The organism is Blastomonas sp. RAC04 (genome assembly GCF_001713435.1).
Lineage (GTDB): Bacteria > Pseudomonadota > Alphaproteobacteria > Sphingomonadales > Sphingomonadaceae > Blastomonas > Blastomonas fulva.
This window is the reverse complement of the sequence record NZ_CP016460.1, coordinates 1,251,999-1,267,937: the sequence shown is the minus strand read 5'-3', so window position 1 is coordinate 1,267,937 and position 15,939 is coordinate 1,251,999. Positions and strand designations below refer to the sequence as shown.

At 63.5% G+C, this 15,939-nt stretch carries 13 protein-coding genes; 5 read left to right on the top strand and 8 right to left on the bottom strand.

What is annotated here, in order from left to right; translation table 11 throughout:
• The first annotated feature begins 50 nt into the window (after positions 1 to 50).
• On the top strand, positions 51 to 1,856 hold the full coding sequence (gene lepA / locus BSY18_RS07135; protein ID WP_069050125.1) for a translation elongation factor 4: 1,806 nt from the start codon (positions 51 to 53) through the stop codon (positions 1,854 to 1,856).
• Here lepA and BSY18_RS07130 read toward each other — a convergent pair whose 3' ends face one another.
• Positions 1,857 to 3,206, bottom strand: a complete 1,350-nt coding sequence (locus tag BSY18_RS07130) for an ammonium transporter (RefSeq protein WP_069050124.1) — start codon at positions 3,204 to 3,206, stop codon at positions 1,857 to 1,859.
• A 134-nt stretch (positions 3,207 to 3,340) separates the two neighbouring features.
• Positions 3,341 to 4,369: a 2-hydroxyacid dehydrogenase gene (locus tag BSY18_RS07125; protein WP_054135952.1), complete on the bottom strand. Its 1,029-nt coding sequence runs from the start codon at positions 4,367 to 4,369 to the stop codon at positions 3,341 to 3,343.
• 133 nt (positions 4,370 to 4,502) lie between these two features.
• On the opposite strand from BSY18_RS07125, the gene BSY18_RS07120 reads away from it, so the two are divergent.
• Positions 4,503 to 4,991 carry an SH3 domain-containing protein gene (locus BSY18_RS07120; RefSeq protein WP_083231355.1) on the top strand — a complete coding sequence of 163 codons (489 nt, stop codon included), beginning with the start codon at positions 4,503 to 4,505 and terminating at the stop codon, positions 4,989 to 4,991.
• A 67-nt stretch (positions 4,992 to 5,058) separates the two neighbouring features.
• Here BSY18_RS07120 and BSY18_RS07115 read toward each other — a convergent pair whose 3' ends face one another.
• A complete protein-coding gene (locus BSY18_RS07115) occupies positions 5,059 to 5,598 on the bottom strand; it encodes an RcnB family protein (protein ID WP_231684080.1) in 540 nt (179 codons plus the stop codon).
• Between the two features lie 204 nt (positions 5,599 to 5,802).
• Positions 5,803 to 7,197, bottom strand: coding sequence for a M20/M25/M40 family metallo-hydrolase (locus BSY18_RS07110; protein WP_069050123.1), 1,395 nt, complete (start codon positions 7,195 to 7,197; stop codon positions 5,803 to 5,805).
• Between the two features lie 151 nt (positions 7,198 to 7,348).
• On the opposite strand from BSY18_RS07110, the gene ettA reads away from it, so the two are divergent.
• The gene (gene ettA / locus BSY18_RS07105; protein WP_054135950.1) at positions 7,349 to 9,028 is read left to right on the top strand and encodes an energy-dependent translational throttle protein EttA; all 1,680 of its coding nucleotides are present in this window, start codon (positions 7,349 to 7,351) and stop codon (positions 9,026 to 9,028) included.
• A gap of 141 nt (positions 9,029 to 9,169) precedes the next feature.
• Here the strand turns inward: ettA and BSY18_RS07100 are convergent, their stop codons facing one another.
• The 4 genes from BSY18_RS07100 to BSY18_RS07085 all read right to left on the bottom strand — a co-directional run bounded on the left by BSY18_RS07100 (position 9,170) and on the right by BSY18_RS07085 (position 12,576).
• Entirely contained in the window at positions 9,170 to 10,147 is a 978-nt protein-coding gene (locus BSY18_RS07100) for an NAD(P)H-dependent flavin oxidoreductase (protein ID WP_069050122.1), read from the bottom strand.
• Positions 10,148 to 10,192: 45 nt separating this feature from the next.
• Positions 10,193 to 10,966 carry a thioesterase family protein gene (locus tag BSY18_RS07095; protein WP_069050121.1) on the bottom strand — a complete coding sequence of 258 codons (774 nt, stop codon included), beginning with the start codon at positions 10,964 to 10,966 and terminating at the stop codon, positions 10,193 to 10,195.
• A gap of 71 nt (positions 10,967 to 11,037) precedes the next feature.
• Positions 11,038 to 11,238 carry a hypothetical protein gene (locus tag BSY18_RS07090; protein ID WP_069050120.1) on the bottom strand — a complete coding sequence of 67 codons (201 nt, stop codon included), beginning with the start codon at positions 11,236 to 11,238 and terminating at the stop codon, positions 11,038 to 11,040.
• 15 nt (positions 11,239 to 11,253) lie between these two features.
• Complete coding sequence (locus BSY18_RS07085) at positions 11,254 to 12,576, bottom strand: MFS transporter (protein ID WP_069050119.1); 1,323 nt, start codon at positions 12,574 to 12,576, stop codon at positions 11,254 to 11,256.
• Positions 12,577 to 12,737: 161 nt separating this feature from the next.
• Between BSY18_RS07085 and cyoA the strand changes: the two genes are divergently transcribed.
• Positions 12,738 to 13,919 (top strand): ubiquinol oxidase subunit II, encoded by a 1,182-nt coding sequence (gene cyoA / locus BSY18_RS07080; RefSeq protein ID WP_236823469.1) that lies wholly within the window; start codon positions 12,738 to 12,740, stop codon positions 13,917 to 13,919.
• Positions 13,916 to 15,937, top strand: a complete 2,022-nt coding sequence (gene cyoB / locus BSY18_RS07075; RefSeq protein ID WP_069050117.1) for a cytochrome o ubiquinol oxidase subunit I — start codon at positions 13,916 to 13,918, stop codon at positions 15,935 to 15,937. Before cyoA ends, cyoB begins: the two co-directional genes overlap by 4 nt.
• Positions 15,938 to 15,939 lie beyond the last annotated feature (2 nt).

Here is a 15,939-nt window from a genome sequence, read left to right as displayed (position 1 = left end):
CGGTGCTTTCCCTGCTGACACTGGGGCAAGCCCCTGCTAATCGCGCGGACATGACCGAACTCAAGCACATCCGAAATTTCTCCATCATCGCGCATATCGACCATGGCAAATCGACCCTGGCCGACCGGCTGATCCAGCAGACCGGGGGGCTTTCCGAACGCGAAATGTCCGCACAGGTGCTGGACAACATGGACATCGAAAAAGAGCGCGGGATCACCATCAAGGCGCAGACCGTGCGGCTGAACTACACCGCCAAGGACGGGCAGCTGTACGAGCTGAATCTGATGGACACGCCGGGGCACGTCGACTTCGCCTATGAGGTGTCGCGCTCGCTCGCCGCGTGCGAAGGCGCGCTGCTCGTCGTCGACGCCGCGCAGGGAGTCGAGGCGCAGACGCTCGCCAACGTGTATCAGTCGATCGAACACGATCACGAGATCCTGCCGGTCATCAACAAGATCGATCTGCCGGCTGCAGAGCCTGAAAAGGTGAAGAAGGAGATCGAGGACATCATCGGTCTAGATGCTTCCGAAGCTGTGCTGGCGAGCGCGAAATCGGGGATCGGCATCGAGGAAATCCTTGAGCAGATCGTCAAGAAAATCCCCCCGCCCAAGGGTGACCGCGACGCGCCGCTCGAGGCGATGCTGGTCGACAGCTGGTACGATCCGTACCTTGGCGTCGTCATTCTGGTGCGCGTCGTCAACGGCGTGATCAAGAAGGGTCAGAACATCAAGTTCATGGCCGGCGGGACCGAGCATCTGGTCGACCGTGTCGGCTGCATGCGCCCCAAGATCGAGACGCTGCCCGAGCTGGCAGCCGGCGAGATCGGCTTCATCACCGCGCAGATCAAGGACATCAGCCAGACCCGCGTCGGCGACACGATTACCACGGTGAAGAACCCCGCAGCTGCCCCGCTGCCGGGGTTCAAGGAAGTGCAGCCGGTGGTGTTCTGCGGGTTGTTCCCGGTCGATGCAAACGACTTCGACAAATTGCGCGACTCGATCTCCAAGCTGCGGCTCAACGACGCATCGTTCAGCTTCGAGATGGAATCGAGCGCGGCATTGGGCTTCGGCTTCCGCTGCGGTTTCCTCGGCCTGCTGCATCTGGAGATCATCCAGGAACGTCTGACCCGCGAGTACGACCTCGACCTCATCACCACAGCGCCGTCGGTGGTCTACAAGATCCAGCTGACCTATGGCGGCGGCGAGATAGAGCTGCACAATCCCGCGGACATGCCCGATCCGACCAAGATCGACGAAATCCAGGAGCCGTGGATCGAGGCGGTGATCTATTGCCCAGACGAGTATCTCGGCAGCATCCTCAAGCTCTGCCAGGACAGGCGCGGTATTCAGAAGAACCTGACCTATGTCGGCGGCCGCGCGCAGGTGACCTACGAGCTGCCGCTCAACGAAGTGGTGTTCGATTTCTACGACCGTCTGAAATCGATCAGCCGCGGCTATGCGTCGTTCGATTACCACCAGATCGGCTATCGCGAAGGCGACCTCGTCAAGATGTCGATCATGGTCAATGCCGAGCCGGTCGATGCGCTGAGCATGATCGTCCACCGCGGCACCGCCGAATCGCGCGGGCGCGGCATGTGCGAGCGGCTGAAGGACCTGATCCCGCGCCACCTGTTCAAGATCCCGATTCAGGCGGCGATCGGCGGCAAGGTGATCGCGCGCGAAACCATCGCCGCGATGCGCAAGGACGTCACCGCCAAATGCTATGGCGGCGACATCAGCCGCAAGAAGAAGCTGCTCGACAAGCAGAAGGAAGGCAAGAAGCGGATGCGCGAGTACGGTTCGGTCAGCATCCCGCAGGAAGCCTTTATCGCGGCGCTCAGGATGGGTGAAGAGTGATCAGGCCGGAAGGCTGGGCTCGGTCGGAATAGCCACCGGGTCCGCCTGCGGCTCTATCAGAGAGGCGGCGACAACCGCCTCGCCGGTCTCTTCCGCCTTGGATATGCGCATCGGGATGGCCATCGCGATGCCATAGCCGACGATCAGCGTGCCCAGGATCGACCACATCGCCACCGCGCCCAGGCCGATCAACTGCGCCAGTAGCTGGCCGCCAAAGCCGCCGCCATCGGGATAGCCGATTCCGCCGAAGCTCGCGCTCGTGAACAGCGCCACCAGCAGCGCGCCGATCAGGCCGCCGACGCCGTGCAGAGCAAATGCGTGGTTGCTGTCGTCGATGGCCAGCGTCTCGGTGACGAAGCGCAGCGCGAAATAGCAGGCGGGCGCGGCGATCAGGCCGATCAGGATGGCAGCGCCCGGAGACACCAATCCGGCAGCGGGCGCAATCGCGGCGATGCCTGCGGTAAGTCCGCTGACCAGTCCCAAGGCGGAGACGCTGCCCGTGCGCAGCTTTTCGATCAGCAGCCAGACAAGGCCGCTGACGCTTGCTGCGACATGCGCGTTGATGATCGCGCTGCTGGCATCGTCGGTGGCGGCCAGCGTCCAGCCACCGGCCAATGCAAAGTTGCCGACGAACAGCAGGGCTGCGCCTGCCAGCACCAGTGTTGGATTGTGCGGAGCCATCTCGGCGCCCTGCCACCCGGCGCGCCGTCCGATGATGAGTGCCGCGACCAGTGCGGAAATGCCTGCGCAAAAGTGCAGTGCGATGCCGCCTGCGAAATCGAGCACGCCAAATCCGAACAGCCAGCCGCCGCCCCAGATCCAGTGCGCGACCGGCGCGTAGACGATCAGGCTCCACAGTCCGCCAAAGGCCAGCGCCCAGCCAAAGCGGGCGCGCCCGACCCAGGCACCCGCGACCAGCAGCGCAGCCAGCATGGCCCCGGCGATCTGGAACAGAACGAACGAGCTTTCAGGAACAGCGGTGCCAAAGCGGACATTGCCCAGAGCGATCAGCATCCAGGCATTTCCGCCCCCGATTACCCCGCCGCCTGCATCTCCGAACGCCAGCGTGTAGCCGACCACAACCCACAGCAGCGACACCAGCGCTGCGATCGCCGCGCCCTGCAGGAACACCGGCTGAACTGCCCGCGCGGTTCCCCGGCCAGCCTGCATCAACAGTACCCCGGGCAGGGCAAACAGCATCACCAGCACCGCAGATATCAGGACAAAGGCGGCATCGCCCGAATCCGCCGGATCGATCGCGGCCATATCGATGACGCCCGGCGCCGCCCATGCGGGGGTCGCCAGCAAAGCTGCTGAAACAACTGCGGCGCGTGCCAGCCTTGCGATCATGCCTTGAACTTTCCGATTCCCGTAACCGCCGTGCACACCGGCTCGATGTTTGGGCAGAATGTGCAGCAGTTTGGCAAACAATCGATTAACGCTGACATGGGGCGGCGCGCATCGAGCGGCAGCTGCGGCGCGAACTACATCCAGCCTTCGAGCACCTGATCGGGCGGGCGATGGCCATCGAACCAGAAGCGGATATTGGCGATGACCTTCTCGCCGGCGACGCGGCGCCCTTCGAAGGTGGCGCTGCCGACATGCGGCAGCAGCACGACGTTCTTCAACGCGAGCAGCCGCGGATCGACCTGTGGCTCGTGGGTGTACACGTCCAGCCCGGCGCCTGCGATCCTGCCGGCTTCCAGGGCATCGATCAAAGCTGCCTCGTCGACGATCTCGCCGCGCGCGGTGTTGATCAGATAGGCGCTGGGCTTCATCAGGCCGATGCGCCTTGCGTCGATCAACCCGCGGGTTTCGGGGCTGCGCGGACAGTGAAGAGTGATGATGTCAGACTGGGCGACCAGCGCATCGAGATCGGGCTCGAAGCTCGCGCCGAGCATCTGCTCGAGGCTCTCGGGCAGGCGGCGGCGGTTGTGATAGCGCACGTCCATGCCGAAACCGCGCGCGCGATGCGCCACGGCCTGGCCGATCCGGCCCATGCCGACGATGCCAAGCTGCTTGCCGCCGATTCGGTGACCGAGCATGCCGGATGGGCTCCAGCCGTCCCATTCGCCGGAACGCACGAGCTTCTCGCCCTCGGCGAGCCGGCGCGGTACCGACAGGATCAGCGCCATCGTCATGTCGGCGGTATCGTCGGTGAACACCCCCGGCGTGTTGGTGATGATGATGCCCTTGGCGCGCGCGGCCTTGAGATCGATATGATCGACCCCGGCACCAAAATTCGCCAGCAGTTTCAGACGATCTCCGGCACCCGCGATCAGCTCGGCATCGAGCGCATCGGTGACCGTGGGTACCAGCGCATCGCAATCGGCCATTGCTGCAGCAAGTTCGTCGCGGCTGAAGGCGTGATCGTCCTCATTCAGGACAACATCGAACAGTTCGGCCATGCGCGCTTCGACCGAGGGAGCGAGCTTGCGTGTCACGACAACGCGCGGGCGCGCGCCGGGTGCATGCTGCGGGGCTGACGGCTGGGAAGAGGCGTTTGCAGGCATGTTTTTGCTATGCCGCAACCCGGGCAAAGGTCAAGCTGCAGCACTTGCTTGCGGGGCGTTTTTTCCGGTAAGCGGGGCAGGGGGCGAATTTCGGCCGGGCGTCTTGCCCGGGCCATGGGCTGGGGACAGGGATATGCGGACATCATGGTTCAAGGCGCTTGTGCTTGGCGGCATGGTGGCGGCTGTCGTGATGCCGGGAGGCAGCCCCGTGCAGGCGCAGGCAGAGGTCGAAGTCCCGTATTGGGCGTCGATCCAGCGCGACGAGGCATTTGCCCGCGCCGGGCCGATGGCAAGCTATCAGATCGAATGGGTGTTCCGGCGCAAGAACCTGCCGGTCAAGGTGGTCAAGCGCTATGGCACGTGGCGCCAGATCCAGGATCCCGATGGCTGGACGGGCTGGATGCACTCCAACATGCTTAGCCGCAAGCGCACCGCGATCGTGCAGGGCAGTGTGAGCGCGATCCGCGCCGCGCCGCAGGACAGCGCCAAGCTGATGTGGCGCGCGCAGCCCGGCGTCGTTGGCGAGCTGGGTGATTGCGAGGCCGGATGGTGCGAGTTTGCTGTCGATCGCCGCGCAGGCTGGGTGCGGCAGGACGAAATCTGGGGGGCCGGCGCGCCCTGACGGAATCAGGCCCGCCCATCGCTTGGGCCAAGCGATGGGCGGACCGTCATTCTACCGGCGAAAGGACTTACCAGTAGAAATTGGGGATGACGCGGATGACCGTGCCATTGCGCTGGTTGACCAGCAGCATGTCGTTATAGTGCCGCACCCACGCCTGCCGCGCGCCCGGATTGGGCAAGCGATAGTTGCGATAGTTGTTCACGACATAGCGCTGGCCGAAATAGTTCGGTGCGATGCGGACGCCGGGGCGGAACTGCTGATAGCGGAAGTTCGCGCGGAAGTTCTGGCCACGGAACGCCTGACGGTTGGTGCCGCGATACTGGCGATAGTCGCGCAGATCCTCGCGATATTCGCGGCGGGCTTCCTGGACGTCGCGGCGCTGTTCGCGCACATCGCGGCGTTCTTCGCGAACATCACGCGCGTTGCCATAGCGGCGGGCGTCCTGGACATCGCGGCGTTCGCGCTGCAGTTCACGCTGCTCCTGGCGCACGTCGCGTTCGGAACGAACCACCTCGCCACGCGACTGCGCGAAAGCGGGAACGGTGGCGACAGGCAGTGTGGTCGCCAGCATCAGTGTCCCTATCAGGGTCTTGGAGAGCATCTTCATAGTCGTAACTCCTGTCATGGCCGGAGCATGGGGGAACCGCTCTGGACATGTTCAGGAATACGCTTGGTTATCTGAATGGGTTGCGAATGCTGCGCTCATTTTCATGAAATGTTGTCGCAAGGTGTAACGAGGGGAAATCGGACGCTCTTTCCGTCACCCCCGCGCACGCGGGGGGCCCGCCTGCGAGGGAATGACGAAGAGATTTCATTTCGCGATTTTCGCCTTTGGCAGCAAATCTGCGGGATCATTTGCCACGATCCCCAATACCGTCACCCAGGCTGCGACATTCTGCTGCATCGCCTTGGGGTCGATCTTGTCAAGCGTATCGTCGGGGGTGTGGTGGAGGTCGAAATAGTCGGTGCCGTCCTGCTGCAGGTCGATCGCATTGACCCCCAGCGCGACGATCGGGCCGTGATCGGGCCCGCCACCGGCAACATCGCGGCCGCGCCCGACGCCCAAGGGAGCAAGCGCGTTGGCGATGCGGGTCTGCAGATCATCGGTGCCTTCCGGCAGACGGAAATCGACCTGCCAGATTCGGTCGGCGCCGAAGTCTGATTCCATCGCCAGCGCATGGCCTGCTGCGCCGTGCTTTTCCGCATAAGCACGCCCGCCGAAAATGCCGACCTCTTCGGCACCCCACCATACGACACGAATGGTGCGCTTCGGCGTGCCCGCGTCCATGATCATCTTGGCCGCAGCGGCGCTGATCGCGACGCCCGCGCCGTCATCGATCGCTCCGGTGCCCAGATCCCAGCTGTCGAGATGCCCGCCGATCAGGATCATGCCCGCCGCCGGATCGCTGCCCGGCACCTCGGCAATCACGTTGCCGGACTGGGTGGTGCCGATCTGGCGCGGGGTGAGCACCAGCTTCATCCGCACCGCCTCGCCCTTTTTGGAGGCGCGCGCGATCATGCGCTCGAGATTCTCCGCGTCTGGGATCGAGAGTGCCGCTGCCGGAATGGGAACGCCCTTCTCGCCAAAGCTGGTGCCACCGGTGTGCGGGTTGCGATGATAATCGGTGCCGACCGACCGGATGATGATCGCCGCTGCGCCCTTTTCCGAGGCCAGGCTGGGGCCAATCCGCCGCACCCCGCCGAACTGTCCATAGCTGGCGCCGTTTTGCGTTTTGGTCATCTTGTGGCTGACAAAGGCGATCTTGCCCTTCAGGCTGCCTGCAGGTGCAGCGCCCAGATCCGCCAGAGTGCGGAAATAGACGACCTCGGCCTCGAGCCCCTTTTCGCCGGTGCTGGCCGAATTGCCCAGCGCCGAGATATGCATCTTGCCGCTATAAGGGCCGGTGACCTCGGCGGTTTCGATGCCGCGCACCCAGGTCTTCATGTCGAAAGGTTCGATACGCACATTGGCAAAGCCCATCGCCTTGAGCCGCGTCACGGCCCAGGCGCGCGCCGCCGCCTCGCGTTCGGTGCCTGCGAGCCGCGGGCCGATCTCGGTGGTGAGATCTTCGACGATGCCATAAGCGGTATTGTCCCCCAGCGCCTTTTGCTGGAGCGCGGCAGGGTCATGGGCCGGGCTTTGCTGGGCGATAAGGGGGAAGGGCAGGGTGAGCGCGGCCAGTGCCGCAAGGATGCGCATGTTCATGGGGTAACGGCTTAACCAGCCTTGTGCGCTTTGCCAATGCCATGCTGCCTCTCCGCCAACCTGCCCGCCCAATGCTGTCTTGCCCGTAAGCTGCGTGGCCGCTAAGGCGCGGGTCAAATCCTGCCATTTTCCACAAAGGGCGTTTCTCAGCATGGCCGCACAATATTCCTACGTCATGAAGGGTCTGACCAAGACCTTCCCCGGCGCCAACAAGCCGGTGCTCAATGGCATCCACCTGCAATTCTATTCGGACGCCAAGATCGGCATCGTCGGCCCCAACGGATCGGGCAAGTCGACGCTGATGAAGGTGATGGCCGGGCTCGACAAGGAGTACACCGGTGAAGCGTGGCCGGGCGAGGGCGTCACCGTCGGCTATCTGGCGCAGGAGCCCGAACTCGACCCCACCAAGACGGTCAAGCAGAACGTGATGGACGGGGTGCGCCCGGTCGCCGATCTGGTCGAGCGCTTTGACGAGATCAGCAACCTGATGGCCGACCCGCCGGAGGACGCGGATTTCGACGCCCTGATGGAAGAGATGGGCACGCTGCAGGAAAAGATCGACGCGGTCGATGGCTGGACGCTCGACAACCAGCTCGAGATCGCGATGGAGGCCTTGCGCTGCCCTCCCGGCGATGCCGATGTCGCCAACCTGTCGGGTGGTGAAAAGCGCCGCGTGGCCTTGTGTCGCCTGCTGCTCGAAAAGCCCGGCATCCTGCTGCTCGACGAACCCACCAACCACCTCGACGCCGAAAGCGTCTCGTGGCTGGAGCGGCATCTGGTCGATTATCCGGGCAACGTGATCCTCGTCACCCATGACCGCTATTTCCTCGACAATGTCGTGAACTGGATCCTCGAGCTCGATCGCGGAAAATACTTCGTCTACGAAGGCAACTACTCGACTTATCTCGACAAGAAGGCGCAGCGGCTCCAGCAGGAATCGCGCGAGGACGAGGGCCGCCAGAAGGCGATCCAGGACGAGCTCGCGTGGATCCGGCAGACCCCCAAGGCACGTCAGACCAAGTCCAAGGCGCGTATTCGTGCGTTTGACGAACTGGTCGAGGCGCAGGAAAACCGCAGCCCCGGCAAGGCGCAGATCGTCATCCAGACGCCCGCACGCCTCGGCGGCAAGGTGATCGAGGCGCATGGCCTGACCAAGGCCTATGGCGACAAATTGCTGTTCGAGGACCTGTCGTTCACACTGCCCCCGGGCGGCATCGTCGGTGTGATCGGCGCCAACGGCGCGGGCAAATCGACCTTGTTCAAGCTGATCACCGGCAAGGAAGAGCCCGACAGCGGGACCATCGCGATCGGCGATACGGTCAAGCTCGGCTATGTCGACCAGAGCCGCGACGATCTCGACCCCAATCACAACGTCTGGGAGGAAATCTCAGACGGGCTCGATTTCTTCAAGCTGGGCAAGCACGACGTGCCTACCCGCGCTTATGTCGGTGCGTTCAACTTCAAGGGTCAGGACCAGCAGAAGAAGGTCGGCCAGCTCTCGGGCGGTGAACGCAACCGTGTCCATATGGCCAAGATGCTCAAGGAGGGCGGCAACGTGCTGCTGCTCGACGAACCGACCAACGATCTCGACGTCGAGACACTGCGCGCACTCGAGGAAGCGCTCGAAAGCTTTGCCGGCTGCGCGGTGGTCATCAGCCATGACCGCTTCTTCCTCGATCGCCTGTGCACGCACATCCTGGCGTTCGAAGGCAACAGCCATGTCGAATGGTTCGAAGGCAACTTCGAAAGCTATGAAGAAGACAAGCGCCGCAGGCTGGGCGACGAAGCCGATCGCCCGACGCGGATGAGCTACAAGAAGCTGACGCGCTAAAGCCTCTCCCTTCCCGCTTGCGGGAGGGGCGGATGAGCCGAAGGCGAAGACGGGGTGGGCCTGAGCAGGTAATTGTGCTCCCAGCCCACCCCGGTTCAGCAAGCTGAACCTGCCCCTCCCGCAAGCGGGAGGGGAAAGATATTATCCCGCCAGCATGCCTTCCAACCGACCGCGGATAATCGTCTCCGCCTCGGACATGATCCGGTCGATCAGCTCCTTGCACGTCGGAATGTCGTGGATGAGTCCTGCGACCATGCCGCAGCTCCATGCGCCAGCGTCCATGTTGCCTTCCATCATGATGCGCGGATAGACGCCCGCGACCTGCTCGATGATGTCGGTGAACTGGAGGTTTGCACCCTTTTCGCGCTCGATCACCAGCAGCTCTTCGACCGCAGCGTTGGTCATCACGCGCTCTGTGTTGCGCAGCGGACGCATCACGAGGCGGGTGTCGAGTTCGGAGGCAGCGACGATCGCCAGCTTGACGTTCTCATGCACCGGCGCTTCCTTCGTGGCGATGAAGCGGGTGCCCATGTTGATTCCGTCTGCGCCCATCGCCAGCGACGCGACCAGCGAGCGGGCATCGGCCTGACCGCCCGAAGCGACAAACGGAATGTCGAGTTCGTCTGCGGCGCGGGGCAGCAGGATCATGTTGGGCACATCGTCCTCGCCCGGATGCCCGCCGCATTCGAAGCCGTCGACCGAAACCGCATCGCAGCCAATTGACTGCGCCTTGAGCGCATGGCGCACGCTGGTGCATTTGTGGATGACCTTGATGCCTGCCTCCTTGAGATAAGGCAGCACCATTTGCGGGTTATTGCCCGCAGTCTCGACCGCTTTCACCCCGTTTTCGATGATCACGCGGACATAGCCGGGATAATCCGGCGCGGTGAGCACGGGCAGGAAGGTCAGGTTGACCCCGAACGGCTTGTCGGTCAGAGACTTGCACTTCTTGATTTCGGCATCGAGTTCTTCCGGCGTCTTCTGGGTGAGGCCGGTGATGATGCCCAGCCCGCCTGCGTTCGATACCGCGGCGGCCAGTTCGGCAAAGCCGACATAGTGCATGCCGCCCTGGATGATCGGGTGCTGGATGCCGAAAAGCTCTGTGATCCGGGTCTTCATGAGGTGCTCTCCTGAGTGAACTCTATAGCAATTGAAGCGGCGCGATCAGACGAACAAGGCCACACTCTGCATTGCGGCCATCACCGGTTCCAGCCTGCTGTTCCAAACGGTCATATACTGGCTCGAGGCACCGTGATGCGCATGGTGCGTCACCGATTCGAGCAGCCACCAGCCGTTATCCGTCTCCGGCGCATCGGTCAGCATGTTGACCTGCCAGTTCATCGAACTGATCGGTCCGGCGATGTCCATGAGCCCCATAGCAGACGGCGGCAGCCCATCACCAATGCATAGCAGCTCGGTCATGGCATCGAGCCCGTCGCGCTCGGCAAAGCGGTGCCAGCTGGCAAGCCTGGGCGTGTTCATCCCCAGTTCGAGGCGCTTTTCGGGATACTCCATCTGCGAGGTGAAGAATTCGGGCGGACCGCTGCGGGTCGATCCTTCTGCCGGCGGCGGGGCGACATCGGGGCGGTGCACGCCCTCATAATCGATTCGGCTCTCGCGCTTGCTCATGAAGATAAAAGTGCCGATGAAGCCGAGCCCTTCGTCGCTGCGGATCTTGGTCTCGACAAAGGCGGTGTTGCGGCCCCGGCGTAGCAGATCGCAGCTGATCGTGACCTCGCCTGCCAGCGGGCCGACAAAGGCAACCTGCGCAGACCGTAGCGGCGGCGCATCGGGCACGGCGAGCCGCGCGGCGTGATGCGCAAGCGCAGAGGAGAGTCCGCCATAGGCGGTGCGCCCCTGCATCCAGCAGGACGGGATGGTGACGGTCCAGCCGGTATCGGCAGGAACAAGCGAAGCGAGGGTTTGAGCCAAATTCATCGGGCGATTAAGACCAGAGAATGCGGCCCAAATCCACCGCAAAATTCAACGCCCACCGATGCGCCCGGCCTCTAGCCCCACCACGCGATCAGCCCGCCGATGACGGTCGCCCCGCCGATCGGAGCGACGAACAGCAGCAGCACATTGAGGCCGATCGCCTGCATCAGCCGCTTCTGCTGGCGTGCATCGAGAAGCACCGGCGGTGCCTTGCGCGCAGGCTCGCGCCGGGGCGGATCGATCGGTGGCCAGTCGGGATCGAAGCGAAGAAACATGGCTAAAGGCCCTGACTATTGCTGCTTGCCGAGTTCGCGGTTGAACCACAAGGCGATCAGCGTCGCCAGCGCGCCCGACAGCAGATAGCCGCCCGCTGCCAGCAGACCGTAATTGGCCGACAGCCACAATGCGACCATCGGCGCAAAGCCTGCGCCGAACAACCAGGCGAGATCGGCCGTCAGCGCCGATCCGGTATAACGGTGCTTGAGCGGGAAGAACGACGACAAAGCGCCCGAGGACTGGCCGAAGGCGAGGCCAAGCAGGATGAACCCGCCGAACATGAAGGCGACCTCGCCCGCGCCGCCGGCATCGAGCAGCTGCGGGGCAAAGCCGCTGAATGCGGCGATGGCGACCGCAGTGCCGGCGAGCACGTTACGGCGTCCATAGCTGTCGGCCAGCTTGCCCGATGCGAGGATCGCGAACACCCCCAAAGCGGCTGCTGCCGCCTCGATCAGCAGGAAGCGCGCGGGCGATTCCTCGGTGAACAGGAAGACGTAGCTCAGCGGATAGACCGTCACCATGTGGAACATCGCAAAGCTCGCAAGCGGGGCAAAGGCACCCAGCACGATGATCCGCCATTCGTTGCGGATCGTGCTCAGCACCGGCTCGGGCTGCAGCGTCTGGTTCTTGAACAGCTCGGTATATTCCGGCGTCACCACGATGCGCAGCCGCGCGAACAGCGCGACCACGTTGATCGCAAAGGCGACGAAGAAAGGATAGCGCCAGCCCCAGGCGAGGAAGTCTTCCGCCGGAAGCGCCGAGATCAGGAAAGCGAACAGCAGGCTGGCGACGATCAGCCCGAACGGTGCACCCAGCTGCGGGATCATAGCATACCAGCCGCGCTTCTCCTTGGGCGCGTTGAGCGCGAGCAGCGAGGCGAGACCGTCCCACGATCCTCCCAGCGCCACGCCCTGGCCCATGCGGAACAGTGCGAGCAGCAGCGCCGATCCGATACCGATCGAGGCATGGCCGGGCAGGAAGGCGATCGCCGCGGTCGATCCGCCGAGCAGGAACAGCGCGATGGTGAGCTTGGCACCGCGGCCATAGGCCTGGTCGACCAAGGTGAAGATCGCCGTTCCCGCCGGGCGTGCGACAAAGGCCAGCGCGAAGATCGCGAACGACCACAATGTGCCTTCGAGCGCGCCCAGATAGGGGAAGACCAGCTTGGGGAACACCAGTACCGAGGCGATGGCGTAGACGAAGAAGTCGAAGAACTCCGATGTGCGGCCGATGACCACACCGATCGCGATTTCTCCAGGACCGACCGGGTGGCCATCATCATTGACCGCCCGCGCGTCGCGCTCGGCCTCGGTGGTGGGGACGGTGTTGGCCGCCATAACGGTTCATCCTTGAAGTGAGCGCACAAATATCGACGCTGGCCTTATGCATCTTTGATCCAGATCATTGCATTGGACAAAATGTCCTATGTGCGCACCGTCGCCGGCCCTCTAGATGAGACGGCATGAAGAGCCCCTCATTGCCCATGCGCGCACGCCCCATGCTGGCCGCCCTCAGCCTGCTCCCGCTGCTTGGTGGATGCGGGATGGTGGTGCTCGATCCGGCGGGCGATGTCGCCCGGCAGCAGGGCGACCTCGTCGTTATCTCCACCCTGCTGATGCTGATCATCATCGTGCCCGTTATGGCGCTGACCGGCTGGTTCGCCTGGAAGTATCGCGCCGCCAACACCGCTGCGACCTACAAGCCCGACTGGGATCACTCGACCCAGCTCGAGCTGCTGATCTGGGCGGTTCCGCTGCTGATCATCATCTGCTTGGGAGCCGTGACCTGGGTCGGCACGCATCTGCTCGACCCCTATCGCCCGCTTGCCCGCACCGCACCGGGCCAGCCGGTGGGCGCAGACGTCAAGCCGCTCGAGGTCCAGGTCGTCGCGCTGCACTGGAAGTGGCTGTTCATCTATCCCGAACAGGGCATCGCCACGGTCAACGAACTGGCCGTGCCCGAAGGCCGCCCGCTCAAGTTCCGCATCTCGTCCTCGTCGGTGATGAACAGTTTCTACGTGCCCGCGATGGCCGGGCAGATCTACGCGATGCCCGGCATGGAAACCAAGTTGCACGCGGTGTTCAACGAGACCGGCAACTATGAAGGATTCTCCGCCAATTATTCGGGCGCGGGCTTTTCCAACATGCGCTTCGGGGTGCGCAGCATGACCGAGGCGGGCTTCGAGCGCTGGGCGTCACAGGCCAAGGCTCGCGGCACCACGCTCGACCGCGCGGCATATCTCAAGCTCGAGCGGCCCAGCGAAAAGGAGCCCGTGCGCCGCTACGCGCAGGTCGATTCCGAGCTGTTCGACCGGATCGTCAACATGTGCGTCGAACCCGGCAAGATGTGCATGCACGACATGATGGCGATCGATCAGCGCGGCGGAATGGGCCGCGCCGGGCTCTACAATGTCCGCCAGCTCTCCAACGACAAGTTCGCCGCTCGCGGTACCGGCGATACCGGCAGTGATCGCTATATCGCCGAAAACTGCTCCAACCCCGAGCTGCTCGGTACCAGTCTCGCGCGGGTCGAGGACCAGCCCGTCAACCTGGCCGAACTGACCGGGGCAGGGCTCTCGCGTCCCGGCGCCCGCGCGCTTTCGCCCGCGCGCGATTCAGACAAGCCTGCCTCCGCGCGACCGGCGCTTACCCCGGTCAGCATCACGGAACCCGCATCATGACCACCGACGCCGTCGTCTCAACCTCCGCCGCCGAGCCGAGCTTCCTGCTGGGCAAACTGTCCTGGAACGCGCTGCCGCATGATCCGATCGTGCTGGCGACGATGGTCGTGGTCGTGATCGGCGGCGCCGGGCTGTTTGCGCTGGTCACCCGCTACAAGCTCTGGAGCTATCTGTGGAAGGAGTGGTTCACCACCGTCGACCACAAGAAGATCGGGATCATGTACATGATCCTGGGCCTGGTCATGTTCCTGCGCGGCTTTGCCGATGCGATCATGATGCGACTGCAGCAGGTGGTGGCGTTCGGCGGGTCCGAGGGATACCTCAATTCGCACCATTACGACCAGATCTTCACCGCGCATGGCGTGATCATGATCTTCTTCGTCGCTATGCCGTTCATCACCGGGCTGATGAACTATGTCGTCCCGCTGCAGATCGGTGCGCGCGACGTGTCGTTCCCGTTTCTCAACAACTTCAGCTTCTGGATGACCACGGCAGGCGCTGTTCTGACGATGGCGTCCTTGTTCATCGGTGAGTTCGCCGCGACCGGCTGGCTGGCCTATCCACCCTTGTCGGGAATTTCGTACAGTCCCAGCGTCGGTGTCGACTACTACATCTGGGCGTTGCAGATCGCAGGCGTCGGCACGACATTGTCGGGGATCAACCTGATCGTCACGATCCTCAAGATGCGCGCGCCGGGAATGGGCCTGATGAAGATGCCGATCTTCACCTGGACCTCGCTGTGCGCCAACATCCTGATCGTCGCATCCTTCCCGGTGCTCACCGCGGTGCTCGGCCTGCTGACGCTCGACCGCTACATCGGCACCAACTTCTTCACCAACGACTTTGGCGGGTCGTCGATGATGTACGTCAACCTGATCTGGATCTGGGGTCACCCCGAGGTGTACATCCTCATCCTGCCGCTGTTCGGAGTGTTCAGCGAGGTCACCTCGACCTTCTCGGGCAAGAAGCTCTTCGGCTACACCTCGATGGTCTATGCGACGGTAGTGATCACCATCCTGAGCTATGTCGTGTGGCTGCACCACTTCTTCACCATGGGTTCGGGCGCGAGCGTCAACAGCTTCTTCGGCATCACCACCATGGTCATCTCGATCCCGACGGGCGCGAAGCTCTTCAACTGGCTGTTCACGATGTACCGCGGCCGCATCCGCTTCGAGCTGCCGATGATGTGGACGGTGGCGTTCATGCTAACCTTCACCATCGGCGGGATGACCGGCGTGCTGCTCGCGGTGCCGCCTGCCGACTTCGTGCTGCACAACTCGCTGTTCCTGATCGCGCATTTCCACAACGTGATCATCGGCGGCGTACTGTTCGGCATCTTCGCGGCGATCAACTACTGGTGGCCCAAGGCGTTCGGCTTCAAGCTCAACCAGTTCTGGGGCAAGGTCAGCTTCTGGTGCTGGGTCCCCGGCTTCTGGGTCGCGTTCGCGCCGCTTTATGTGCTCGGCCTGATGGGGGTGACTCGCCGGATGCGGGTGTTCGATGATCCGAGCCTGCAGATCTGGTTCGCGATCGCCGCCGTGGGTGCGTTCATGATCGCGGCTGGCATCGCCGCGATGCTCATCCAGTTCGCAGTCAGCATCTGGAAGCGCGAAGCGCTTGCCGAGACGACGGGCGACCCGTGGGATGGCCGGACGCTCGAATGGGCGACCAGCTCGCCGCCGCCTGCCTACAACTTCGCCTTCACCCCGCGCATCCATGCACTCGATGCCTGGTACGACATGAAGGGGGCAGGCGTCGCGCATCCGACGGACGGCTACAAGGACATCCACATGCCGGCCAACACCGGCGCAGGGATCATTCTGGCCGGCATCAGCACTGTGTGCGGTTTCGCCCTGGTGTGGCACATCTGGTGGCTGGCAGGCGCGAGCTTCCTCGCCCTGATTGCGACCGCGATCATCCACACCTTCAACTACAAGCGCGATTTCCATATCCCCGCTGCCGAGGTCGCCGCGACCGAGGCTGCGCGGATGCGCCAGCTGTCAGCGGCAGGAGCATAAGC